The 18377-nt window shown below is 71.0% G+C and carries 20 protein-coding genes; all 20 read left to right on the top strand.

All coding sequences use genetic code 11. From position 1 onward, the window contains the following. The first annotated feature begins 54 nt into the window (after positions 1–54). The 20 genes from ftsY to FFS25_RS02120 all read left to right on the top strand — a co-directional run bounded on the left by ftsY (position 55) and on the right by FFS25_RS02120 (position 18337). Positions 55–1224: a signal recognition particle-docking protein FtsY gene (ftsY, locus tag FFS25_RS02025; RefSeq protein ID WP_137801732.1), complete on the top strand. Its 1170-nt coding sequence runs from the start codon at positions 55–57 to the stop codon at positions 1222–1224. Between the two features lie 266 nt (positions 1225–1490). Further along, positions 1491–2813: an ammonium transporter gene (locus FFS25_RS02030; RefSeq protein ID WP_137801733.1), complete on the top strand. Its 1323-nt coding sequence runs from the start codon at positions 1491–1493 to the stop codon at positions 2811–2813. Beyond that, positions 2810–3148 (top strand): P-II family nitrogen regulator, encoded by a 339-nt coding sequence (locus FFS25_RS02035; protein WP_024290723.1) that lies wholly within the window; start codon positions 2810–2812, stop codon positions 3146–3148. Before FFS25_RS02030 ends, FFS25_RS02035 begins: the two co-directional genes overlap by 4 nt. Before the next feature lie 201 nt (positions 3149–3349). Then, positions 3350–4972: a signal recognition particle protein gene (gene ffh / locus FFS25_RS02040; RefSeq protein WP_137801734.1), complete on the top strand. Its 1623-nt coding sequence runs from the start codon at positions 3350–3352 to the stop codon at positions 4970–4972. 41 nt (positions 4973–5013) lie between these two features. Beyond that, a complete protein-coding gene (locus tag FFS25_RS02045; protein WP_137801735.1) occupies positions 5014–5496 on the top strand; it encodes an NUDIX domain-containing protein in 483 nt (160 codons plus the stop codon). Positions 5497–5578: 82 nt separating this feature from the next. After that, positions 5579–6976, top strand: a complete 1398-nt coding sequence (locus tag FFS25_RS02050; RefSeq protein ID WP_137801736.1) for a hypothetical protein — start codon at positions 5579–5581, stop codon at positions 6974–6976. Positions 6977–7044: 68 nt separating this feature from the next. Next, positions 7045–8514, top strand: coding sequence for a sensor histidine kinase (locus FFS25_RS02055; protein ID WP_137801737.1), 1470 nt, complete (start codon positions 7045–7047; stop codon positions 8512–8514). A gap of 13 nt (positions 8515–8527) precedes the next feature. After that, positions 8528–9313 carry a response regulator transcription factor gene (locus FFS25_RS02060; RefSeq protein WP_137801738.1) on the top strand — a complete coding sequence of 262 codons (786 nt, stop codon included), beginning with the start codon at positions 8528–8530 and terminating at the stop codon, positions 9311–9313. Positions 9314–9491: 178 nt separating this feature from the next. After that, positions 9492–10457 carry an ABC transporter ATP-binding protein gene (locus FFS25_RS02065; RefSeq protein ID WP_137801739.1) on the top strand — a complete coding sequence of 322 codons (966 nt, stop codon included), beginning with the start codon at positions 9492–9494 and terminating at the stop codon, positions 10455–10457. Next, on the top strand, positions 10454–11701 hold the full coding sequence (locus FFS25_RS02070) for an ABC transporter permease (protein WP_137801740.1): 1248 nt from the start codon (positions 10454–10456) through the stop codon (positions 11699–11701). Before FFS25_RS02065 ends, FFS25_RS02070 begins: the two co-directional genes overlap by 4 nt. A gap of 216 nt (positions 11702–11917) precedes the next feature. Continuing rightward, entirely contained in the window at positions 11918–12340 is a 423-nt protein-coding gene (gene rpsP, locus FFS25_RS02075) for a 30S ribosomal protein S16 (protein ID WP_137801741.1), read from the top strand. A 2-nt stretch (positions 12341–12342) separates the two neighbouring features. Beyond that, positions 12343–12585 (top strand): RNA-binding protein, encoded by a 243-nt coding sequence (locus tag FFS25_RS02080; protein WP_040561204.1) that lies wholly within the window; start codon positions 12343–12345, stop codon positions 12583–12585. Positions 12586–12740: 155 nt separating this feature from the next. Then, entirely contained in the window at positions 12741–13412 is a 672-nt protein-coding gene (rimM, locus tag FFS25_RS02085; RefSeq protein ID WP_061712013.1) for a ribosome maturation factor RimM, read from the top strand. After that, entirely contained in the window at positions 13409–14191 is a 783-nt protein-coding gene (trmD, locus tag FFS25_RS02090) for a tRNA (guanosine(37)-N1)-methyltransferase TrmD (protein ID WP_137801742.1), read from the top strand. The genes rimM and trmD overlap by 4 nt, the downstream gene beginning before the upstream one ends. A gap of 250 nt (positions 14192–14441) precedes the next feature. Continuing rightward, positions 14442–14783: a 50S ribosomal protein L19 gene (rplS, locus tag FFS25_RS02095; RefSeq protein ID WP_006215087.1), complete on the top strand. Its 342-nt coding sequence runs from the start codon at positions 14442–14444 to the stop codon at positions 14781–14783. 60 nt (positions 14784–14843) lie between these two features. Next, positions 14844–15542 carry a signal peptidase I gene (lepB, locus tag FFS25_RS02100; RefSeq protein ID WP_006215088.1) on the top strand — a complete coding sequence of 233 codons (699 nt, stop codon included), beginning with the start codon at positions 14844–14846 and terminating at the stop codon, positions 15540–15542. A 61-nt stretch (positions 15543–15603) separates the two neighbouring features. Beyond that, the gene (gene lepB / locus FFS25_RS02105; protein ID WP_053447196.1) at positions 15604–16305 is read left to right on the top strand and encodes a signal peptidase I; all 702 of its coding nucleotides are present in this window, start codon (positions 15604–15606) and stop codon (positions 16303–16305) included. Next, positions 16305–17174, top strand: coding sequence for a signal peptidase I (gene lepB, locus FFS25_RS02110; protein ID WP_137801743.1), 870 nt, complete (start codon positions 16305–16307; stop codon positions 17172–17174). Before lepB (FFS25_RS02105) ends, lepB (FFS25_RS02110) begins: the two co-directional genes overlap by 1 nt. Then, on the top strand, positions 17171–17851 hold the full coding sequence (gene rnhB, locus FFS25_RS02115; protein ID WP_249933726.1) for a ribonuclease HII: 681 nt from the start codon (positions 17171–17173) through the stop codon (positions 17849–17851). The genes lepB (FFS25_RS02110) and rnhB overlap by 4 nt, the downstream gene beginning before the upstream one ends. A 90-nt stretch (positions 17852–17941) precedes the next feature. Then, complete coding sequence (locus FFS25_RS02120) at positions 17942–18337, top strand: YraN family protein (RefSeq protein WP_137801745.1); 396 nt, start codon at positions 17942–17944, stop codon at positions 18335–18337. Positions 18338–18377: the final 40 nt, after the last annotated feature.

Here is an 18377-nt window from a genome sequence, read left to right on the forward strand (position 1 = left end):
CCGCAGGCGAGTGCGGGCACTGCCCCTCGGCGGCCCCCGCCGAATCGTGGTGCAATGGGGGACGTGGACCAGATACTCGCTCAGATCCCTGTCTTCGTGTACGTGCTGATCGCCGTGGTGGTGCTGGCGCTGCTGGGCTTCGTGCTGCTGCGCGGGCCCAAGGCGCCTCCCGGCGGTTACGACTCGACCCGAGACGCCGATGACCCGGCGCCGAGCGCTGCCGGCGACGGCTCGGGTGAGCATGCCCGGGCCGGAGGGGCAGCCGCGACCGAGGCCAAGGCGCCGTCGCTGGACACCCCCGAATCCGCCGGCTCCCGCATGGCGCGCCTGCGCGGGCGCCTGGCCAAGTCCAACAACGTGTTCGGCCGCGGCCTCCTGGCGCTGCTGTCCCGCGATCACATCGACCAGGACGTCTGGGATGAGATCGAGGAGACGCTGCTCATGGCGGACCTCGGCACCGACGCCTCGATGGAGCTCGTCGAGAACCTGCAGGTGCGGGTCAAGGCCGAGGGCACGCAGGACCCGAACCACGTGCGGGCCATGCTGCGCGAGGAGCTGCTCAAGCTCGTCGACCCGTCGATGGACCGCTCCCTGGCCGTGACCCGCAAGGGCGACACCCCGGCCGTGATGCTCGTGGTGGGCGTCAACGGCGTGGGCAAGACCACGACCGTGGGCAAGCTGGCGCGCGTGCTCGTGGCCGAGGACAAGGACGTCATGCTCGGTGCGGCCGACACGTTCCGCGCCGCGGCCGCGGATCAGCTGCAGACCTGGGGCAACCGCGTGGGCGTGCCGACCGTGCGCTCCGACGTGGAGGGCGCCGATCCCGCCTCCGTGGCCTTCGATGCCGTGAAGACCGGCATCGACTCGGAGGTCGACGTCGTCATGATCGATACGGCCGGGCGCCTGCAGAACAAGGCAGGGCTCATGGACCAGCTCGGCAAGATCAAGCGCGTGGTCCAGAAGGCCGCCGAGGTCGACGAGGTCCTGCTGGTCATCGACGCCACGACCGGGCAGAACGGCATGACGCAGGCCAAGGTCTTCTCCGAGGCCGTGAACGTGACCGGCATCGTGCTCACCAAGCTCGACGGCACCGCCAAGGGCGGCATCGTCGTGGCGATCCAGCGCGCGCTGGGCGCCCCGGTCAAGCTCATCGGCCTGGGCGAGGGCGCCGATGACCTCGCCCCGTTCGACGCCGAGCAGTTCGTGGACGCCCTGCTCGAGTAGGCCCCCTGGTGTGATCCCACAGATCGAGTGGCCTCGCAGTGTTCGTCCAGCAGCTCAGACGCACACTGCGGGGCCACTCGTCTTGTCTCCGCCGTACTCAGGACGCGCGGACGCTGCTCGATGACCGCAGCCCCGTTCACATGCCCGACACGAACGAGCGCGTGTTGTCACACGCCGGAAACGACGGTGCGACGCCGGTGACTCATGACCTCGCTTGACTCATGTGCAGCGCCCGAGAGGGCCCGAGACGCGAGGAGAGACTGACGATGGACGAGACGACGCTGAGCGCGGTCGATGTGTGGACCGTGGTCGCCAGCGCCATGGTGCTGCTGATGACGCCGGGACTGGCCCTGTTCTACGGGGGCATGACCCGTGCCAAGGGCGTGCTGAACATGATGATGATGTCCTTTGCCGCCCTGGGTCTGGTGATCCCGGTGTGGATCCTGTGGGGGTGGTCGATCTCCGGCGGCGAGCCCATCCTGGGAGGCCTGGCGGGCAGCCCTCTGCAGGCGCCGGGGCTGGAGGACCTGATCGGCACCAGCGATCTGCTGGGCGTCGCGTTCTCCTGCACGTTCGCGATCATCTCGGTCGCGCTGATCTCCGGAGCCGTGGCAGACCGCATGCGCTTCAGCGCCTGGCTGCTGTTCGTGCCGGTGTGGACCACCCTGGTCTACGCGCCGCTGGCGTTCATGGTCTGGGGCGGGGGCCTGCTGGGCGCCGATGGGGCGATCGGCTCCCGCTTCGGCGAGGCGATCGACTTCGCGGGCGGGCTGGTGGTGCACATCAACGCCGGCGTGGCGGCGCTGATCCTGATCCTGCTGATCGGCCCGCGACAGGGATTCGGGAAGGACTCGGGCCAGCGCCCGCACAACCTCCCCCTGGTCATGCTCGGCGCGGCCCTGCTGTGGTTCGGCTGGTTCGGCTTCAACGTCGGTGCTGCGGCCACCCCCGAGCAGGCCGGCCTGATCCTGGTCAACACCATGGCCGCCCCGGCCACTGCGATGCTGGGCTGGCTGCTGGTCGAGCGGGTCCGCGACGGCCACCCGACCTCCCTGGGCGCCGCCTCTGGCGCGGTGGCCGGTCTGGTCGCCATCACCCCCGCCTGCGCCGATGTCTCCCCGTTCTGGGCCATGGTCCTGGGCCTGGTCGCCGGCATGTGCTCCGCGGTCGCGGTCGCGCTGAAGTACCGGATCGGGATGGACGACTCCCTGGACGTGATCGGCGTGCACCTGGTCTCCGGCATCGTGGGGACCGTGGCCCTGGGCTTCATCGCGATCCCGAGCGCGGAGTCGGCAGGCGGGCTGTTCTACGGCGGCGGGCTGGGGCTGCTGGGCACGCAGGTCATCGCCACGGTCGTCTCGGTCATCTACTGCGCCGTCGTGACTCTCGTCATCGCCCTGGTCATCCGCGCGTTCGTCGGCCTGCGGATCACGGCGGATGCGGAGATCGAGGGCATCGACATCACCGAGCACGCGGAGTCCGGCTACAACCTCGCGGGCGATGCCTCCGGCTCGTTCCGCCCCCGTCGCCCGGTCCCGGGCAGCCTCGAGGACGTCATCGAGCGTCAGAAGAAGGAGCAGCGCGCATGAAGCTCGTCGTCGCCGTCATCCGGCAGGAGAAGTTCGCCGACGTCAAGGACGCGCTGGCCGCGTTCGGGATCCAGGGCATGACCGTCACCAACGTCCACGGCTACGGCCGCCAGCGAGGGCACTCCGAGGTCTACCGCGGTGCGGAGTACTCGGTGGACCTCATCGAGAAGACCCGCCTGGAGCTGGTCGTCACGGACCAGCAGGCCCACGAGGTCGTCGACGCGATCGCCGCTGCCGCCACCACGGGCCGGGCGGGCGACGGCAAGGTCTGGGTCACCCCCGTGGAGGAGGTCGTGCGGCTGCGCACGGGGGAGGGCGGCGAGTCCGCTGTCTGAACACGTCCCGCAGGCGCTTCAGCGCACGGCGTCAGGAGCCGAGCATGTGCTGACGGCGGGCATTGCTACCCTGGAGCACTGATCCGGTGCGCACTGCGCACCCCCAGGGGCGACGACGGCGCGGCCACCTGGTCGCGCCGTCGACGCGCGTCCAGGCCGGCCCGCCGCCCCAGACCATCGAAGATCCACAGCGAGGACCACGTGTTCAACTCCCTCTCCGACCGCTTGACCGCGACGTTCAAGAACCTGCGCGGGAAGGGCAAGCTCTCCGAGGCGGATGTCGATGCCACCGTGCGCGAGATCCGCCGCGCGCTGCTCGACGCCGACGTCGCCGTGCCCGTGGTCCGCGAGTTCACCGCCGCCGTCAAGGAGCGCGCGCTGTCGGCCGAGGTCAACGAGGCGCTGAACCCGGGCCAGCAGGTCGTGAAGATCGTCAATGACCAGCTCCAGGAGATCCTGGGCGGTCAGACCCGGCGCATCCGCATGGCCAAGACCGGGCCCACGATCATCATGCTCGCGGGCCTGCAGGGCGCCGGCAAGACCACGCTGGCCGGCAAGCTCGCGTACTGGCTCAAGAGCCAGGGCCACCGCCCGCTGCTCGTGGCCTCCGACCTCCAGCGCCCCAACGCCGTGACCCAGCTGAAGGTCGTGGGAGAGCGCGCGGGCGTGCCGGTGTGGGCTTCGCACCCGGGCACCACCTCCGAGTTCGACGACCCCACCGGCGATCCGGTCGAGGTGGCCCGCGAGGGCGTGGAGCACGCCCGCTCCAAGCTCTACGACGTCGTCATCGTGGACACCGCCGGCCGCCTGGGCGTCGACCAGCCCCTGATGCACCAGGCCCGCGACATCCGCGACGCCGTCCAGCCGGACGAGGTCCTGTTCGTCATCGACGCCATGATCGGCCAGGACGCCGTCCAGACCGCCCAGGCCTTCAACGAGGGTGTGGACTTCACCGGCGTGGTGCTCTCCAAGCTCGACGGCGACGCCCGCGGCGGCGCCGCCCTGTCGGTGGCCTCGGTGACCGGCAAGCCCATCATGTTCGCCTCCACCGGCGAGGGCGTGAAGGACTTCGAGCAGTTCCACCCGGATCGCATGGCCTCGCGCATCCTCGACATGGGCGATGTCATGACCCTGATCGAGCAGGCCGAGAAGACCTGGGATCAGGCCGAGGCCCAGAAGATGGCCAAGAAGTTCGCCGACCAGGAGGACTTCACCTTCGAGGACTTCCTGGCCCAGATGCAGCAGCTCAAGAAGATGGGCTCCATGAAGAAGCTGCTCGGCATGATGCCGGGCATGGCCGGAATGCGCGAGCAGCTCGAGAACTTCGACGAGTCCGCGCTGACCCGCATCGAGGCCATCATCCAGTCCATGACCCCGCACGAGCGAGTGGCGCCCAAGATCATGAACGGCTCGCGCCGAGCGCGCATCGCCAAGGGCTCCGGGGCCACGGTGCAGGAGGTCAACCAGCTCATGGAGCGCTTCGGGCAGGCGCAGAAGATGATGCGCAAGATGTCCCAGGGCAAGGGCATGCCGAACCTCCCGGGCATGGGCGGCGGCGCTCCGGGCATGGGACCGCAGGGCGGCAACCCCATGGCCGGCATGCAGGGCATGCAGGGGCTGCCCGGCGCGGGCGGCGGCAAGTCCTCCAAGTCCAAGGCCAAGAAGAAGGGCTCGCGCTCCGGCAATCCGGCCAAGCGCGCGCAGGAGGCCGCCGCCGCGCAGAACCGCTCCAAGGCACCCACGGGCTCGTCGTTCGGCCAGCCCCAGCAGCCCGAGCAGAACCTCAAGGACCTCCCCAAGGGCTTCGAGAAGTTCCTCAAGTGACCCCGCAGCTGCCCCCGCGCCGCTGAGTGAAAGGCGCCACCATGTCGTCGTACCTCCCCGAGAACGAGCTCAAGGAATTCATCGCCTCTCTGCCGACCCGCCGCCTGGCGTCCTCGGCGCTGATCCGCGACCCGCACGGCCGGGTGCTGATCGTCGAACCGAACTACCGCGACGGCTGGACCCTGCCCGGCGGAACGGTCGAGGCCGGGGAGGATCCCCGCACCGGATGCTTCCGCGAGGTGCTCGAGGAGGTCGGGCTGCAGCTGCCGGAGGGACGGCTTCTCGTGGTGGCCCACGGGCTCGCCGCCGGCATCTGGGGCGATTCGGTCGCGTTCCTCTACGACGGCGGCGTGATCCCCGAGGACACCGAGATCACCCTGCAGGAGGAGGAGCTGGACAGCCACCGCTGGGCGGAGCCCGGCGAGATCCTGGGGTACGTGGGCGATCGCATGGGACGGATGATCCTCAGCGGCCTCGAGCAGCTCGAGGCCGGCGGCGTGTCCGAGTTCGTGATCGGAGGCTGAAGGACGCCCCGGCGCAGGCTCTCAGCGGAATCTGCTGCCCGCACCCCGGGGTCGTCCAGTGCCCGCGGGTAGCATGGCGCGCATGACCACCCCCTCTTCCGGACCCCAGCATCCGTCGTCCTCCGGCGCGGCCGGCGCAGGCGGAGCAGACGGCGCCCGGCACGGCCGCCGACGCGCGGAATCCCCGGTGGATCGCAAGACCTCCGCCCTGGACGGCTGGTCGGTGCTGCCTCTGGCGGTGCGGATCAGCAGCCGCAGCTCCGTGCCGGACGTCGACGGCTCCGACCTGCTGGGCCCGAACACCGCAGATGCCGCCGAGATCGTGGGCTTTGTGCCCACCGCGCAGGGCATCCGCAAGGTCCTGGGCCACCACCGCGCCGTGGCCGCCGCCGCCGAGGGCTCCGACTACCTGCAGATCGCGGTCCTCGTCGACGACCAGGGCCGCACGGCCACCGTGGGCGAGCACGGAGCGGTCGTGCCGGGCCAGGGCGTCGAGGAGATCGCCGCCTCCGTCCACCGCATCACCGGTCAGACCCTCGAGCCGCAGCACCCCCGCCTGCAGCGGGCGCTGATCCTGCACCTGGATGCTCCCGAGCTGCCCCTGCTGGCCAGCAGCGCCGGCGCCGCCTTCCGCGCGGTCAGCCGCGACGGCTGGTCCGTGCTCGTGCCCGACGACGACGCCTCGTGGTGGGCTCTGCGCACCGGAGTCGCCGGCACGGCCGTGGCGCTGGCCTCGGACGGCGCCGCCCGCTCCCTGGAGGTCCTGCTCGACGGCGCTGACGGCGTGGGCCGCCATCCGGAGACTGCCCGGCCCGACCCCACTCGGATCTCGGCCGAGTCCTCCGGCGACCGAGCTGCCTGCGGGCTGTCCTGGGGCCCGGCCTGGTCTGCGGTCTCGATCGACGACGACGGAACCCCCGCCGCACGGCTGACCCGCGAGGTCCTCCAGCTGTGCGATGGCGAGACCACCCAGATGCACGTCGAGTCGGTGGCCTCGGTCTTCGACCTGGACCCGGTGCAGACCGTGCGCCTGCGCAACTACGTCGACGGGGAGACCTCCTCGCTGGTGCTCGAGTCCGTGCTGCAGCTGCTCGAGCTGCCGGTGCTGGCCGCCAAGATCGTCGAGGGGCAGAAGCCGCTGTCGGAGATCGAGGGGCTGGAGCGGTTCGAGCCCACCAGCATGCGTGAGGCCGTCATGCAGGGCCTGGGGATGGAGCCCACGGACGACAGCACCTTCTCCCGCCTGCAGGCCAGGCTGGCCGAGCGCCCGGAGATCCTGCTGGCCGCCGCCGGGGCGCAGACCGCCGTGGGCATCGGGCTCGCCGCCCTGGGTCGTCGCGGGGGACGCGGCAGCCTGGTGCTCGGCACGCTGTCCGGACTCGCGTTCACGGATGCGGCCTCGCTGTCGGGGCTCTACGCCGTGCTGCGCAGGCAGCGCCGCCGTCGAGACGGCAGGCGGCCCGGCCGATCGCACGACTGAGCGGCCGCCGCCGGCAGATCCGTCGCGCGACGGATCTGCCAGGACGCGGCAGGCGATAGCGTGCTGGGGTGTCGCAGCTCAGCCAGGACCCCCGCCAGGATGTCGCCCCGTCTGCTCCCGCCCGGACGGCTCCGCGACCCGAGTCCCGGCCCACGACCGCCGAGCGCCTGATCGGGGTCCTCTCCGACCCCTCGGATCCGGACTGGCGCCGTCCCGGGCCCGGTGCCACGGGGCTGCGCCGCGATGTCCTGGGGGCCCTGGCCCTGTTCGCGGTGGCCGCCCTCATCCTGGCCCTGCTCGAGAGCTTCGCCGGCACGAGCGAGAACCGACCCCGCTGGCTGGGCTATCTCATGGTCGCGCTGCAGATCCTGCCGCTGGCCGGGCGCCGCCGCTGGCCCGCTGCGGTCATGGTGGTCTCCACGGCGGTCTACGTGATCGGCTACTACCTGACACCCATGGCGGCGGGTCAGTCGGGGACGGTGCTCGGGCTGTACGTCGCGGTCTACACGCTCGTGGCCTGGGGGCCGTCGCGGCAGGTCGTGCGCATCATCGTGGCCCTGTTCCTGGTCCTTCTGCTGCTGTGGGTGGGCATCGACCTGGCCATCACGGGCTCGTACGCGGAGATGGTCGAGGAGCTCGACTCCGAGGCCGGGCCCTTCGAGCCCATGTCCGCCTATTCGGCCTACTCCTTCCTGCTCAACATCCTGGGCTTCGGCATCACGATCTTCCTGGGGTGGACCTCGTGGCGCTCGGCGCTGCGGGACCATCAGAACCGCGCGCAGGCCGAGCAGCTGCGCAGCCAGTCGCAGCGCCTGGCCCGGCAGGCCGTCGTCGATGAGCGCCTGCGGATCGCCCGCGAGCTGCACGACGTGATCGCCCACCACGTCTCGGCCATCGGGATCCAGGCCGGGGCCGCCCGGAAGGTCCTGCACCGAGATTCCGAGCTGGCGGCCGAGGCGCTGCGCTCGATCGAGGGATCCAGCCGCCAGGCCGTGAGCGAGACCCGGCAGCTGCTGGGCGTCCTGCGAGCGGACTCGGACGCGGAGGCCGCCGATGGACAGCCGCGAGCGGAGCCGGCGCCGGCGACGAGCCCCGGGCCCCGGCTGGAGGAGATCGAGCAGCTCGCACGCGAGCACGCCCAGCGCGGCCTGTCGGTGACGGTGACCTGGGTCGACGGGGCAGAGGCCGCTGAGCTGCCGCCGGCCCTCGGGCTGTCCATGTACCGCTGCGTCCAGGAGGCGCTGTCGAACGTGGTGCGCCATTCCACCGCCACCAGCGCCGAGGTCGTGATCCGCAGCATCCGCCGTGACGACCACGGCTCCGGGGCAGCGCAGGCGATCGAGCTCGAGGTGCTGGACGGGGGAAGGCCCCGTGCGGGCAGCGCCGGCACCGGCTTCGGACTGCGAGGACTGCGCGAACGGGTCCAGCTCCACGGCGGGACAGTGGAGATCGGCAGCCGGGATCCCGGGCCCGGCTGGCGCGTGCGGGCGAGGTTCCCGCTCGAGAGGCTCGGTCCCGAGGCACCCGACTCGGGATGAGAGGATCACAGCCATGACCTCTGTGCTGCTGGCCGATGACCATGCTCTCGTGCGCTCAGGCTTCGCCATGGTGCTCTCCGTCGAGGACGACCTCGAGGTCGTGGGCCAGGCCGCCGATGGTCGCCAGGCCGTGGAGAAGGTCGCCGAGGGCGGTGTCGACGTCGTGCTGATGGACGTGCAGATGCCTGACATGGACGGGCTCGAGGCCACCCGGCGCATCGTGGCCGCAGGCGGAGCCAAGGTCATCATCCTCACGACCTTCGACCGGGAGGACTACCTGTTCGAGGCGCTGCGCGCCGGTGCTTCGGGCTTCCTGCTCAAGAACGCCGACCCGGACGATCTGGTCGACGCCGTGCGCTCGGTGGCCGACGGTCACGCGCTGCTGGCTCCGGAGGCCACGGTGCGGGTGATCCAGCGGTGGGTCGCCGCGGACGCAGCGGCTCCGGGCGCTTCCGCCCCCCACGGCGCAGCCGCGCCGACGTCGGCAGCCGCTGCGCAGCGCAAGACCGGGACGACGGCGACCAATCCCTCCGCCGGCCCAACCACCGAAGTCGGCGCATCGGGCCCGGGGCGTCCGTCCGAGGAGCATCGCCGTCTGCTGGAGGGCCTGACCGAGCGGGAGTCCGAGATCCTTCGGCTCATGGCCGAGGGGCTGTCCAACGCCGAGATCGCCCAGCGCCTGTTCGTGGGCTCGGCCACCGTGAAGACCCATGTGTCGAACGTGCTGGCCAAGACTGGCAGTCGTGATCGGGTCCAGGCCGTCGTGCTGGCGCACCGGGCCGGCGTCGTCGGGTCCTGAAGCGCACGATCTCGGGCCGCTCCGCCTCGCGGCGGAGGCGTCGTCCATGGCCAGCCGCTGGGCTGCCCCGGAGATTCCGTCGCACGGCGGAGGACCGCGGCGAGGCCCGTCCCTAGGCTGGTCCCAGTTGCGCTGGGGGAGCTGCCCCGGCGCTGAGGCCGAGAGCTCAGGAGCCCACGTGAGCAGCACGCAGACAGCGCAGGAGACGCCCTCCCACGTCGCCGCGAGCCGCAGCACCACCTACTCGCCGCCCAGCCGGGGCCATCGGCTGGAGGTCCGAGGCCTGACCCGCACGTTCGGCGAGAAGACCGCCGTCGACGACGTCTCCTTCACCGTGGAGCCCGGGGGCATGACCGGGTTCATCGGGGCCAACGGCGCCGGGAAGACCACGACCATGCGCATGATGATGGGCGTGCTGCGGATCCATTCCGGGCAGGTGCTCTGGGACGGCCGCCCGATCACCGCCGCCGACCGCGTGGGGTTCGGGTACATGCCGGAGGAGCGCGGGCTGTATCCCAAGCAGGGGATCCTGGACCAGCTCGGCTACCTCGGTCAGCTGCACGGCATGGAGCGCGCCCAGGCTCTGCGCGAGGCCCAGCGCCTGCTCGAGCGCTTCGATCTGGCCGATCGGCCCAAGGACAAGCTCGAGACCCTCTCGCTCGGCAATCAGCAGCGCGTCCAGGTGGCGGCCTCCCTGCTGCACAGCCCGTCCGCCCTGATCCTCGACGAGCCCTTCTCCGGGCTGGACCCGGTGGCCGTGGACTCGATGGTCGAGCTGCTGCGCGAGCACATGGCCCGCGGCGTCCCCGTCCTCTTCTCCTCCCACCAGCTCGACCTCGTGGACCGGCTGTGCGACTCCATGGTGATCCTCTCCGGCGGCCGCGTGCTGGAGCACGGCACCGCCGACGAGCTGCGCGCCGCCCGCCCGCTGTCACATCGCCTGCGATGCAGCGAGGACGTCGGATGGGTGCGCGATGTCCACGGCGTGCAGGTCGAGGACCTCGACGGCTGCCGGGCCGTCGTGCGCCTGGACGACGACGCCGCACGCGCCGAGCTGCTGCGCCGAGCGCTGGAGCGCGGCCTGCAGGAGTTCACCGACCTGGCGCCCACCCTCTCCGAGATCTACCGCGAGGTGACCCGATGAGCTCTGCGACCCGATCCGACGGACCCGATTCCTCCGCACCCGGTGCTTCCGAGAAGGCCGGCGGCCCCGGTCGCACCGTCGAGCGTCCGTGGCTGACCGTGATGATGCGGGAGCTGGCCGTGAAGGTCCGCAACCGCTCCGTGCTGATCTCCACGGCGGTCACGCTCGTGCTGATCGTCGGAGGCCTCGTGGCCTCCTCGCTGCTCTCCGGCACGGATTCGGGCAGCGAGCACGAGATCGCGGCGGTGGGCGCCGGCTCGGTCGAGATGGTCGAGGCCGTCGATGACAGCCTGTCGGACGACGACTCGGCGAGTCCGCGGGAGGCGACGCGTCAGGAGGCCGAGCAGCTGCTCGACGACGGCGACGTGGACGCGGCTCTGGTCCACGAGGACGGCTCGTGGGTCCTGCTCGGCGACGGCTCCCTCGATCCGGTCCTCGAGCAGGCCGTGACGCAGTCGGTCTCCAGCGCGACCATCGCCGCGAACGCGGCCAGCGCGGGCACCTCGATGGATCAGCTCGCGCAGGGCTCCGAGGTGCGGGTCGAGCAGATCGGCGAGGGGTCGGACAGCAGGGATACCGCGGCCTCGTTCGTGCTGCGCTACGTCTTCGCGATGCTGTTCTACATGGCGGCGATCATGTTCGGGACGGCGATCGCCAACTCCGTCCTGGAGGAGAAGCAGAACCGCGTGGTCGAGATCCTGGCCACGGCCATCCCGGTGCGCCAGATCCTCTACGGCAAGGTGCTCGGCAACTGCGTGATGGCGTTCGCGCAGATGGGTCTGTTCGCAGGCGCCGGTCTCCTCACGGCCTCGCTGCTCGGGCTCACGGACGACCTCGGCTGGGCGCTGTCGGCCTCCGGCTGGTTCATCGCGTTCTTCGTCGTGGGCTTCGCCGCGCAGGCGACGATCTGGGCGGCCCTCGGCGCACTGGCCTCGCGCAGCGAGGACCTGAACACGTCCATGACGCCGATCATGACAGTGCTCGTCGTCGCCATGCTGGCGGGGCTCATGGGCACCGGCACCTGGCTGACGGTCGCCTCCTACGTCCCGATCATCTCGTCGATCGCCATGCCGGTGCGCCTCCTGGAGGGCGAGGCGGCCGTGTGGGAGCCCTTCGCGGCCCTGGCCGTGTGCGGCGCCTTCGGCTGGGCCATGCTGCGGATCGGAGAGCGGGTCTACCAGCGCGCGGTGTTCCAGGGCGGGCGCTCGCTGTCCTGGCGCCAGGCGATGCGGCTCGAGGACTGAGACGGCGCCTCCGGCAAGCGTGAGCGGACTCGCACCGGGTACCGAGGCGTCATCGCCTGCAGCCTTGACAGATCTGGCACAATAGCTGGGTACCCGAAACGAGCGGACCCTCTCTCCGCCCGGATTCGCGTCCACAGGGTGCACCTCAAGATCGGCCCGCCCCACGGGAGCGTGACCGGTGCATCCGTACCTGAATACCAAGGAGAGATTGCACAAGTGGCAGTCAAGATTCGTCTGAAGCGCATGGGCAAGATCCGCGATCCCCGCTACCGCGTGGTCGTCGTGGATTCCCGCAAGAAGCGCGATGGTCGCGTGATCGAGGAGGTCGGCATCTACCAGCCGACCGAGAACCCCTCGCTCATCCGCATCACCTCTGAGCGCGTGCAGTACTGGCTCGGCGTCGGCGCTCAGCCGTCGGAGACCGTCCTGGCCCTGCTCAAGGTGACCGGCGACTGGCAGAAGTTCAAGGGCCTGCCGGGCGCCGAGGGCACCCTGCAGCAGCCGGAGTCCAAGGCCGCCTTCGTGGCCGAGGACAAGGGCTCCGTGATCATCCCCGAGGCGATCACCCCCAAGGCCGAGAAGACCGAGGACTCCGCCGAGTCCGAGGATGCTCCGGCTGAGGCCGAGAAGGCCGAGTGATCATGCTCGCCGACGCGTTGGAGCACCTGGTCCGCGGCATCGTGGACAACCCCGAGGACGTCGACGTCACCGCCAAGAACGGTCGACGCGGCGAGTCCCTCGAGGTGCGTGTGCATCCGGATGACCTCGGTCGCGTGATCGGGCGCCACGGCCGCACGGCGGCTTCGCTGCGCACCGTGATCAGCGCCCTGTCCGAGTCCGAGGGCGTGCGGGTCGACGTGGTCGACACCGACCGCCGACGCTGAGGCGAGAGGGTCCGCACGGATCCGGCACGAGCGATCGTGCACCGAACACGGCCCCCGTGTCCCGCAAGGGCGCGGGGGCCGTCGTCATCCCGCCCCCTCCTCAGCGAGGGGCCACGAACCATCAGCACGGGCATCCCGTGCGCAAGGAGCACTGCGTGAAGGTCCAGGTCGCCCGCATCGGCAAGCCGCACGGCATCCGCGGCGAAGTCACCGTCCAGCTGTTCACCGACGATCCCCAGGGGCGCTGCGCGCCCGGCGCCGTCCTGCAGCTCGAGGCCGCCACCGACCAGGCGGCCCGACTCGCGCCGACCGGGACCCTCGAGATCTCCTCGGCCCGGTGGAACAAGTCGGTCATGGTGCTCGGCTTCACCTCCGTGAAGGATCGCAATGCCGCGGAGCTGCTGCGCGAGTCCCGCCTGTGGGCCGAGTCCGAGGACGACGACCAGGACGACGACGCCTGGTACGAGCACGAGCTGCTCGGACTGGACGTCGTGCTGGCCGCCGAGCTGGAGCGCGCCGAGGCCGAGGGGCGCGAGCCCGCCGCGGTCGGCAGGGTCACCGGGCTGCGGACTCTGCCGGCCCAGGACCTGCTCGAGCTCGAGCTGGCGGACGGGCAGGAGGGCCTGGTGCCGTTCGTCGAGCAGATCGTGCTCGAGGTCGACCCCGACGCGGCGCGCGTGGTCATCGACCCGCCGCCCGGTCTGCTGGATCTGGAGGCATCGCAGGGCACCGAGGGCGAGGCCGCCGAACGCGCTGCCGAGACCGGCGAGCCGGCCGATCTCAGCGGTGTCGAGCTTCCCGGGCAGACCCAGGACCAGCGCCCGTGAAGCTCGACGTCATCAGCATCTTCCCGGAGTACCTGGCCGCGCTCGACCTGTCGCTGATCGGCAAGGCCCGGCGCGACGGCCTCCTGGACCTGACGGTCACCGACCTGCGGGAGGTCACCACCGACCGGCACCGCACCGTCGATGACACGCCCTACGGCGGCGGGGCGGGCATGGTCATGCAGCCCGAGCCGTGGGCGCGCGCGCTCGAGGGCGTCCTGGAGTCATCGGACGCGGGCCAGGTCGAGCGGCCGCGTCCCGTGCTGGTCGTGCCGTCTCCGGCGGGGGAGGTCTTCCGACAGTCGACCGCCTACGAGCTGGCCGGACGCGAGCACCTGGTCTTCGCGTGCGGACGCTACGAGGGGATCGACGAGCGCGTGCTCGACTGGGCGCACGAGCGCTTCGAGGTCCGGCCGATGTCCCTGGGCGACTACGTCCTGAACGGGGGAGAGGTCGCCGTGCTGGCCATGGTCGAGGCCATCGCCCGCCTGGTGCCCGGGGTGATCGGCAACCCGGAGTCCCTCGTGGAGGAGTCGCACTCGGACGGGCTGCTCGAGTACCCCGTCTACACCAAGCCCGCCCTGTGGCGGGATCGGCCCATCCCCGAGGTCCTGCTCTCGGGCCATCACGCCAAGATCTCGCGCTGGCGACGGGACGAGCAGCTGCGGCGCACGGCCGCTCGGCGTCCCGACCTTCTCGAGCAGCTGGACCCGGAGACCCTCGACAAGCACGACCGCGCGGTGCTCCAGGAGCTGGGCTGGGAGCCGGGAGCCGCGCAGTGAATCCCCGGGCCGCGCAGCGTGAGTTCGGCGGCCCGCTGTGGCATAATAGTCGCTCGCGTGTGCGCTGGGCACGCCCCTGCCGCAGGGGGAAGAGCGACCTCAACAGCGCACGCACCGCCTGATCCCTCCATGGAGATCGGCGGCAAGCACACGACTCGCGGCACGCGAAGCCCACGGGACATCCGCCAGGGCCAGCGCTGTGCCGAAGACCTCACGCGGGCGACCTGCGGTGTCCGCCAGGAGAAGCACCATGAACATCCTTGATGATCTCGATGCCAAGTCGCTGCGCAGCGACATCCCCGAGTTCTGGCCGGGCGACACCCTGAACGTGCACGTCAACATCATCGAGGGCAATCGCTCTCGTGTGCAGGTGTTCAAGGGCTTCGTCGTGGGCCGTCAGGGCCAGGGCGTCCGCGAGACCTTCACGGTCCGCAAGGTCTCCTTCGGCGTCGGCGTGGAGCGCACCTTCCCGGTGCACTCGCCGGTGATCGACAAGATCGAGGTCCTGACCCGCGGCGACGTCCGCCGGGCCAAGCTGTACTACATGCGCGATCGCCACGGCAAGGCTGCTCGCATCCGCGAGAAGCGTTGATCACCCTCCCCATGGCATGCTGCGCCCCTCGGGGCGGGGCCGTCGCGGGGAGCCGATCGATTGGCTGAGCGCAGCACGCACGAGGACCCGGCTCCGGCCGGGTCCTCGTCGTCTCAGGGTCCCTCCGATCCGCAGCGGACGTCCCTGCTCGAGCGCTGGAGCCGCGGCTGGCGGCTGGTGCTCGTGGCGGTGATCGCCGCGCTCGTCGTGCTGATCGGCGTGCGCACGTGGGTGCTCGACATCTACTACGTCGGCTCGCAGTCCATGCAGCCCACGATCGAGCCGGGGGACCGGATCCTCTCCGATCAGATGGTCGATGCCTCGCAGCTGCAGCGCGGGGACCTCGTGATCTTCGACGGACGCGGATCGTTCGCCCCCGTCGACGCTGACCCGCCCCTGGTGGAGGCGGGTCAGCGGCTGGCCAGCTGGGCGGGGATCCGACCGACGGACGACATCTTCGTCAAGCGAGTGATCGGGGTGCCCGGCGACACCGTGGCCTGCTGCGCGGCCGACGGCCGTCTCACGGTCAACGGGGAGCCGCTCGAGGAGCCCTACCTGTTCCCGGGCGATGCCCCCAGCGAGACCGAGTTCGAGGTCGTCGTGCCGGACGGACGCCTGTGGCTGCTGGGCGATCACCGATCGGTCTCCGTGGATTCCCGGTCACTGCTCGGCGCACCGGGCGGAGGCCTGGTCCGGGCGGATAGAGTGCTCGGGACACCGGTGGCCGTCGTCTGGCCGCCCGGTCGGGACCTCCCCTGATCCATCGACCGACGCGCGGCGAACCGCCCTGCGGCCCCCTGTCCGGAAGGAAGCACTGCCTGTGAGCGATCAGCCCGCGTCGAGCACCCCCGAGAAGGCGCAGAAGAGCGGCTCGTCGGGCGGCATGCTCAAGGAGATCCTGATCACGATCCTGGTGGTCCTGATCATCTCCTTCCTGCTCAAGACGTTCCTGTTCCGGCTCTTCTACATCCCCTCCGGGTCCATGGAGAACACGCTGCAGCTGCAGGACAAGATCGGCGTGAACGTCGCCGAGCCGTGGGCGGGACCGCTCGAGCGCGGGGACATCGCCGTCTTCGAGGACACCCAGGGCTGGCTGCCGGCCGCCGAGACCTCCTCGAACCCCGTGCGCCAGGGCCTCGAGTTCGTGGGGCTGGCGCCCGATCGCTCCAAGCAGTACCTGATCAAGCGCGTCATCGGCACCGAGGGCGACACCGTCACCTGCTGCTCCGCGGACGGCAGGATCACGGTCAACGGGCAGGAGCTGGACGAGCCCTACCTGTACGAGGGCGACGAGCCCTCGGAGATCCCGTTCGAGGTCACCGTCCCGGAGGACAGCTACTTCGTGCTCGGCGATCATCGCTCGGCCTCCGCCGATTCCCGGTACCACATCGAGCAGGGCACCGAGTTCGTCAGCCACGACGACGTGGTGGGCTCGGCCTTCTCGATCCTGTGGCCTATCGATCGGTGGACCTGGCTGTCGAACCCCTCCGACACCTTCGCCGACGTCCCCGACCCGTCCTGATGACCGGCTCGCCGTCGTCGCAGTCATCGCCTCCCGAGCAGGAGAAGGCGGAGGTCTCGGCGCCCGCCCAGTGGGTCGGCGTGCGGGACGCTCCTGCGGTGCGCTCGGACGGCGTGCCCATGCGCCGCAGGCCCACCGGTCGCCGCGTGCGAGGCGCGGATGCGTCGCAGCCCGAGCGCAGCCGCGGCATGCAGTCGGCCCGCGATGTCGCGACTGTGGTGATGGCCGGCCTGCTGATGACGTTCGTGTCCCAGCACGTGCTGGTCAGCGGATATCTGGTCACCGATGAGGCCATGGAGCCGACGCTGCGGCCAGGGGACCGGGTGTTCGCCAACGTGCTGGATCTGACGGTCTCCGGTGCTGATCGCGGTGAGGTCATCGTGTTCCGGCGCCTCGACGGCGACCCGGCGAGCCCCGTGGACCGACGCGAGGCCAATCCCGTGCAGCAGACCCTGTCCTTCTTCGGGCTGTCCCCAGATCGCTCGCTGGACCACGACGTCAAGCGGGTGGTCGGGGTCGGCGGCGACCGGGTCTCCTGCTGCGACGCCCAGGGGCGGATCATGGTCAACGAGGTCCCGATCGACGAGGCCGAGGCCTACCTGCACCCCGGTGAGATCGCCTCCGACATCGAGTTCGACGTCATCGTCCCGGATGATCAGTACTTCGTGCTGGGCGACTACCGCTCCGTCTCGCACGACTCCCGCGATGTGCTCAACACCGATCAGGGTTTCGTGAGCCACGACCGGGTCGAGGGAACCGCGTTCGTCGTCGGCTGGCCGCTGGATCGCATGGGGCCGCTGCCGGACGGCACCTGGGTCTACGACGAGTCCCGGGCCGCAGCCCTCGGCCCCCAGCCGCCGTGGCGGTGAGTGCGGCCCCCACACTCGAGCTCGAGCGCTCCCTGCTCGAGGCTCTTCCCGCCGGCGCACGGATCGCGGGCATGGACGAGGTGGGTCGCGGGGCGCTGGCCGGTCCGGTGGCCGTCGGCGTGGCGGTCGTGTCCGCTTCGACGCCCGGGGCGCCGAGCGCCGTGCGCGACTCCAAGCTGCTGCGCCCGGCCGTGCGCCAGGAGCTGGTGCCGCAGATCCGCTCGTGGGCCGTCGGCTCGGCGGTGGGCATGGCCTCGCCGTCGGAGATCGACGCGCTGGGGATCGTCGGGGCTCTTCGCCTGGCCGGACGACGGGCGCTGGAGGACCTGGACCCGACGGCGCAGCCGGACCTCGTGCTGCTCGACGGCTCCCATGACTGGCTCAGCCCGCCGAGCGACCTGCTGGCGCTGGCCGCAGACTCCGATGCGGCCCCTGCATGGGACGGTCCGGTGCGCACACAGGTCAAGGGCGATATGACCTGCGCCTCGATCGCCGGTGCCTCCGTGCTGGCCAAGGTCGAGCGGGACGCCCTGATGCAGGCTCTGGATGCCGAGCACCCGGCCTACGGATGGGCGCGCAACAAGGGCTACGGCGCCGCCGCGCACCGAGCGGCCCTGCTCGAGCGCGGGGTCACCGAGCACCACCGGCGCAGCTGGAAGCTCGGTCTTCGGAGCTGAACCTCGTCCACAGACGCAGGGCGGCTCTGGTCCGCCCGTGCGGGTGTCGTCATCCTGGGCCCCAAGGGACGACGACGGACGGGGGAGCTCATGCCGAAGGAGGGCAGCGGATCGAGGCTGCAGCTGGGGGAGCAGGGGGAGCGGCTGGCCGAGGCCTTCCTGGTGCGTCGCGGGGCCCAGGTGCTGGAGCGCAACTGGCATGCCCGGCCGACGCACCACGGCGTGCGCGGGGAGCTGGACCTGATCGTGCAGTGTGAGGCCGTGCTCGTGGGCGTGGAGGTCAAGACGCGGCGCGGCACCTACTACGGCCATCCGTTCGAGGCGGTCGATGAGATCAGGCTGCGGCGGCTGCACCTTCTGCTTGCGGCCTGGGCGGGCGAGCGGGGCTGGACGGCCGCTCGGCGAGTGGATGTGATCGCCGTGCTGCTGCTCGGCGGCCCGGAACACGAGCGGGTCCGGCTGGAGCACCGCGCGGGGCTGCACTGAGCCGCGGCACTCGGGCGCGACCAGCATCTGCGGAGCCCGA

It is taken from the genome of Kocuria sp. 2SI (assembly GCF_005502825.1).
Classification (GTDB): domain Bacteria; phylum Actinomycetota; class Actinomycetes; order Actinomycetales; family Micrococcaceae; genus Kocuria; species Kocuria palustris.

Excerpts from the sequence above, each read along its gene's own strand:
- lepB (WP_137801743.1), top strand. The coding sequence starts at position 16,305 with ATGACCGGCTCGCCGTCGTCGCAGTCATCGCCTCCCGAGCAGGAGAAG.
- FFS25_RS02050 (WP_137801736.1), top strand. The coding sequence starts at position 5,579 with ATGACCACCCCCTCTTCCGGACCCCAGCATCCGTCGTCCTCCGGCGCG.
- FFS25_RS02070 (WP_137801740.1), top strand. The coding sequence starts at position 10,454 with ATGAGCTCTGCGACCCGATCCGACGGACCCGATTCCTCCGCACCCGGT.
- FFS25_RS02035 (WP_024290723.1), top strand. The coding sequence starts at position 2,810 with ATGAAGCTCGTCGTCGCCGTCATCCGGCAGGAGAAGTTCGCCGACGTC.
- FFS25_RS02045 (WP_137801735.1), top strand. The coding sequence starts at position 5,014 with ATGTCGTCGTACCTCCCCGAGAACGAGCTCAAGGAATTCATCGCCTCT.
- FFS25_RS02060 (WP_137801738.1), top strand. The coding sequence starts at position 8,528 with ATGACCTCTGTGCTGCTGGCCGATGACCATGCTCTCGTGCGCTCAGGC.
- FFS25_RS02120 (WP_137801745.1), top strand. The coding sequence starts at position 17,942 with ATGCCGAAGGAGGGCAGCGGATCGAGGCTGCAGCTGGGGGAGCAGGGG.
- FFS25_RS02030 (WP_137801733.1), top strand. The coding sequence starts at position 1,491 with ATGGACGAGACGACGCTGAGCGCGGTCGATGTGTGGACCGTGGTCGCC.
- FFS25_RS02080 (WP_040561204.1), top strand. The coding sequence starts at position 12,343 with ATGCTCGCCGACGCGTTGGAGCACCTGGTCCGCGGCATCGTGGACAAC.
- ftsY (WP_137801732.1), top strand. The coding sequence starts at position 55 with ATGGGGGACGTGGACCAGATACTCGCTCAGATCCCTGTCTTCGTGTAC.
- rplS (WP_006215087.1), top strand. The coding sequence starts at position 14,442 with ATGAACATCCTTGATGATCTCGATGCCAAGTCGCTGCGCAGCGACATC.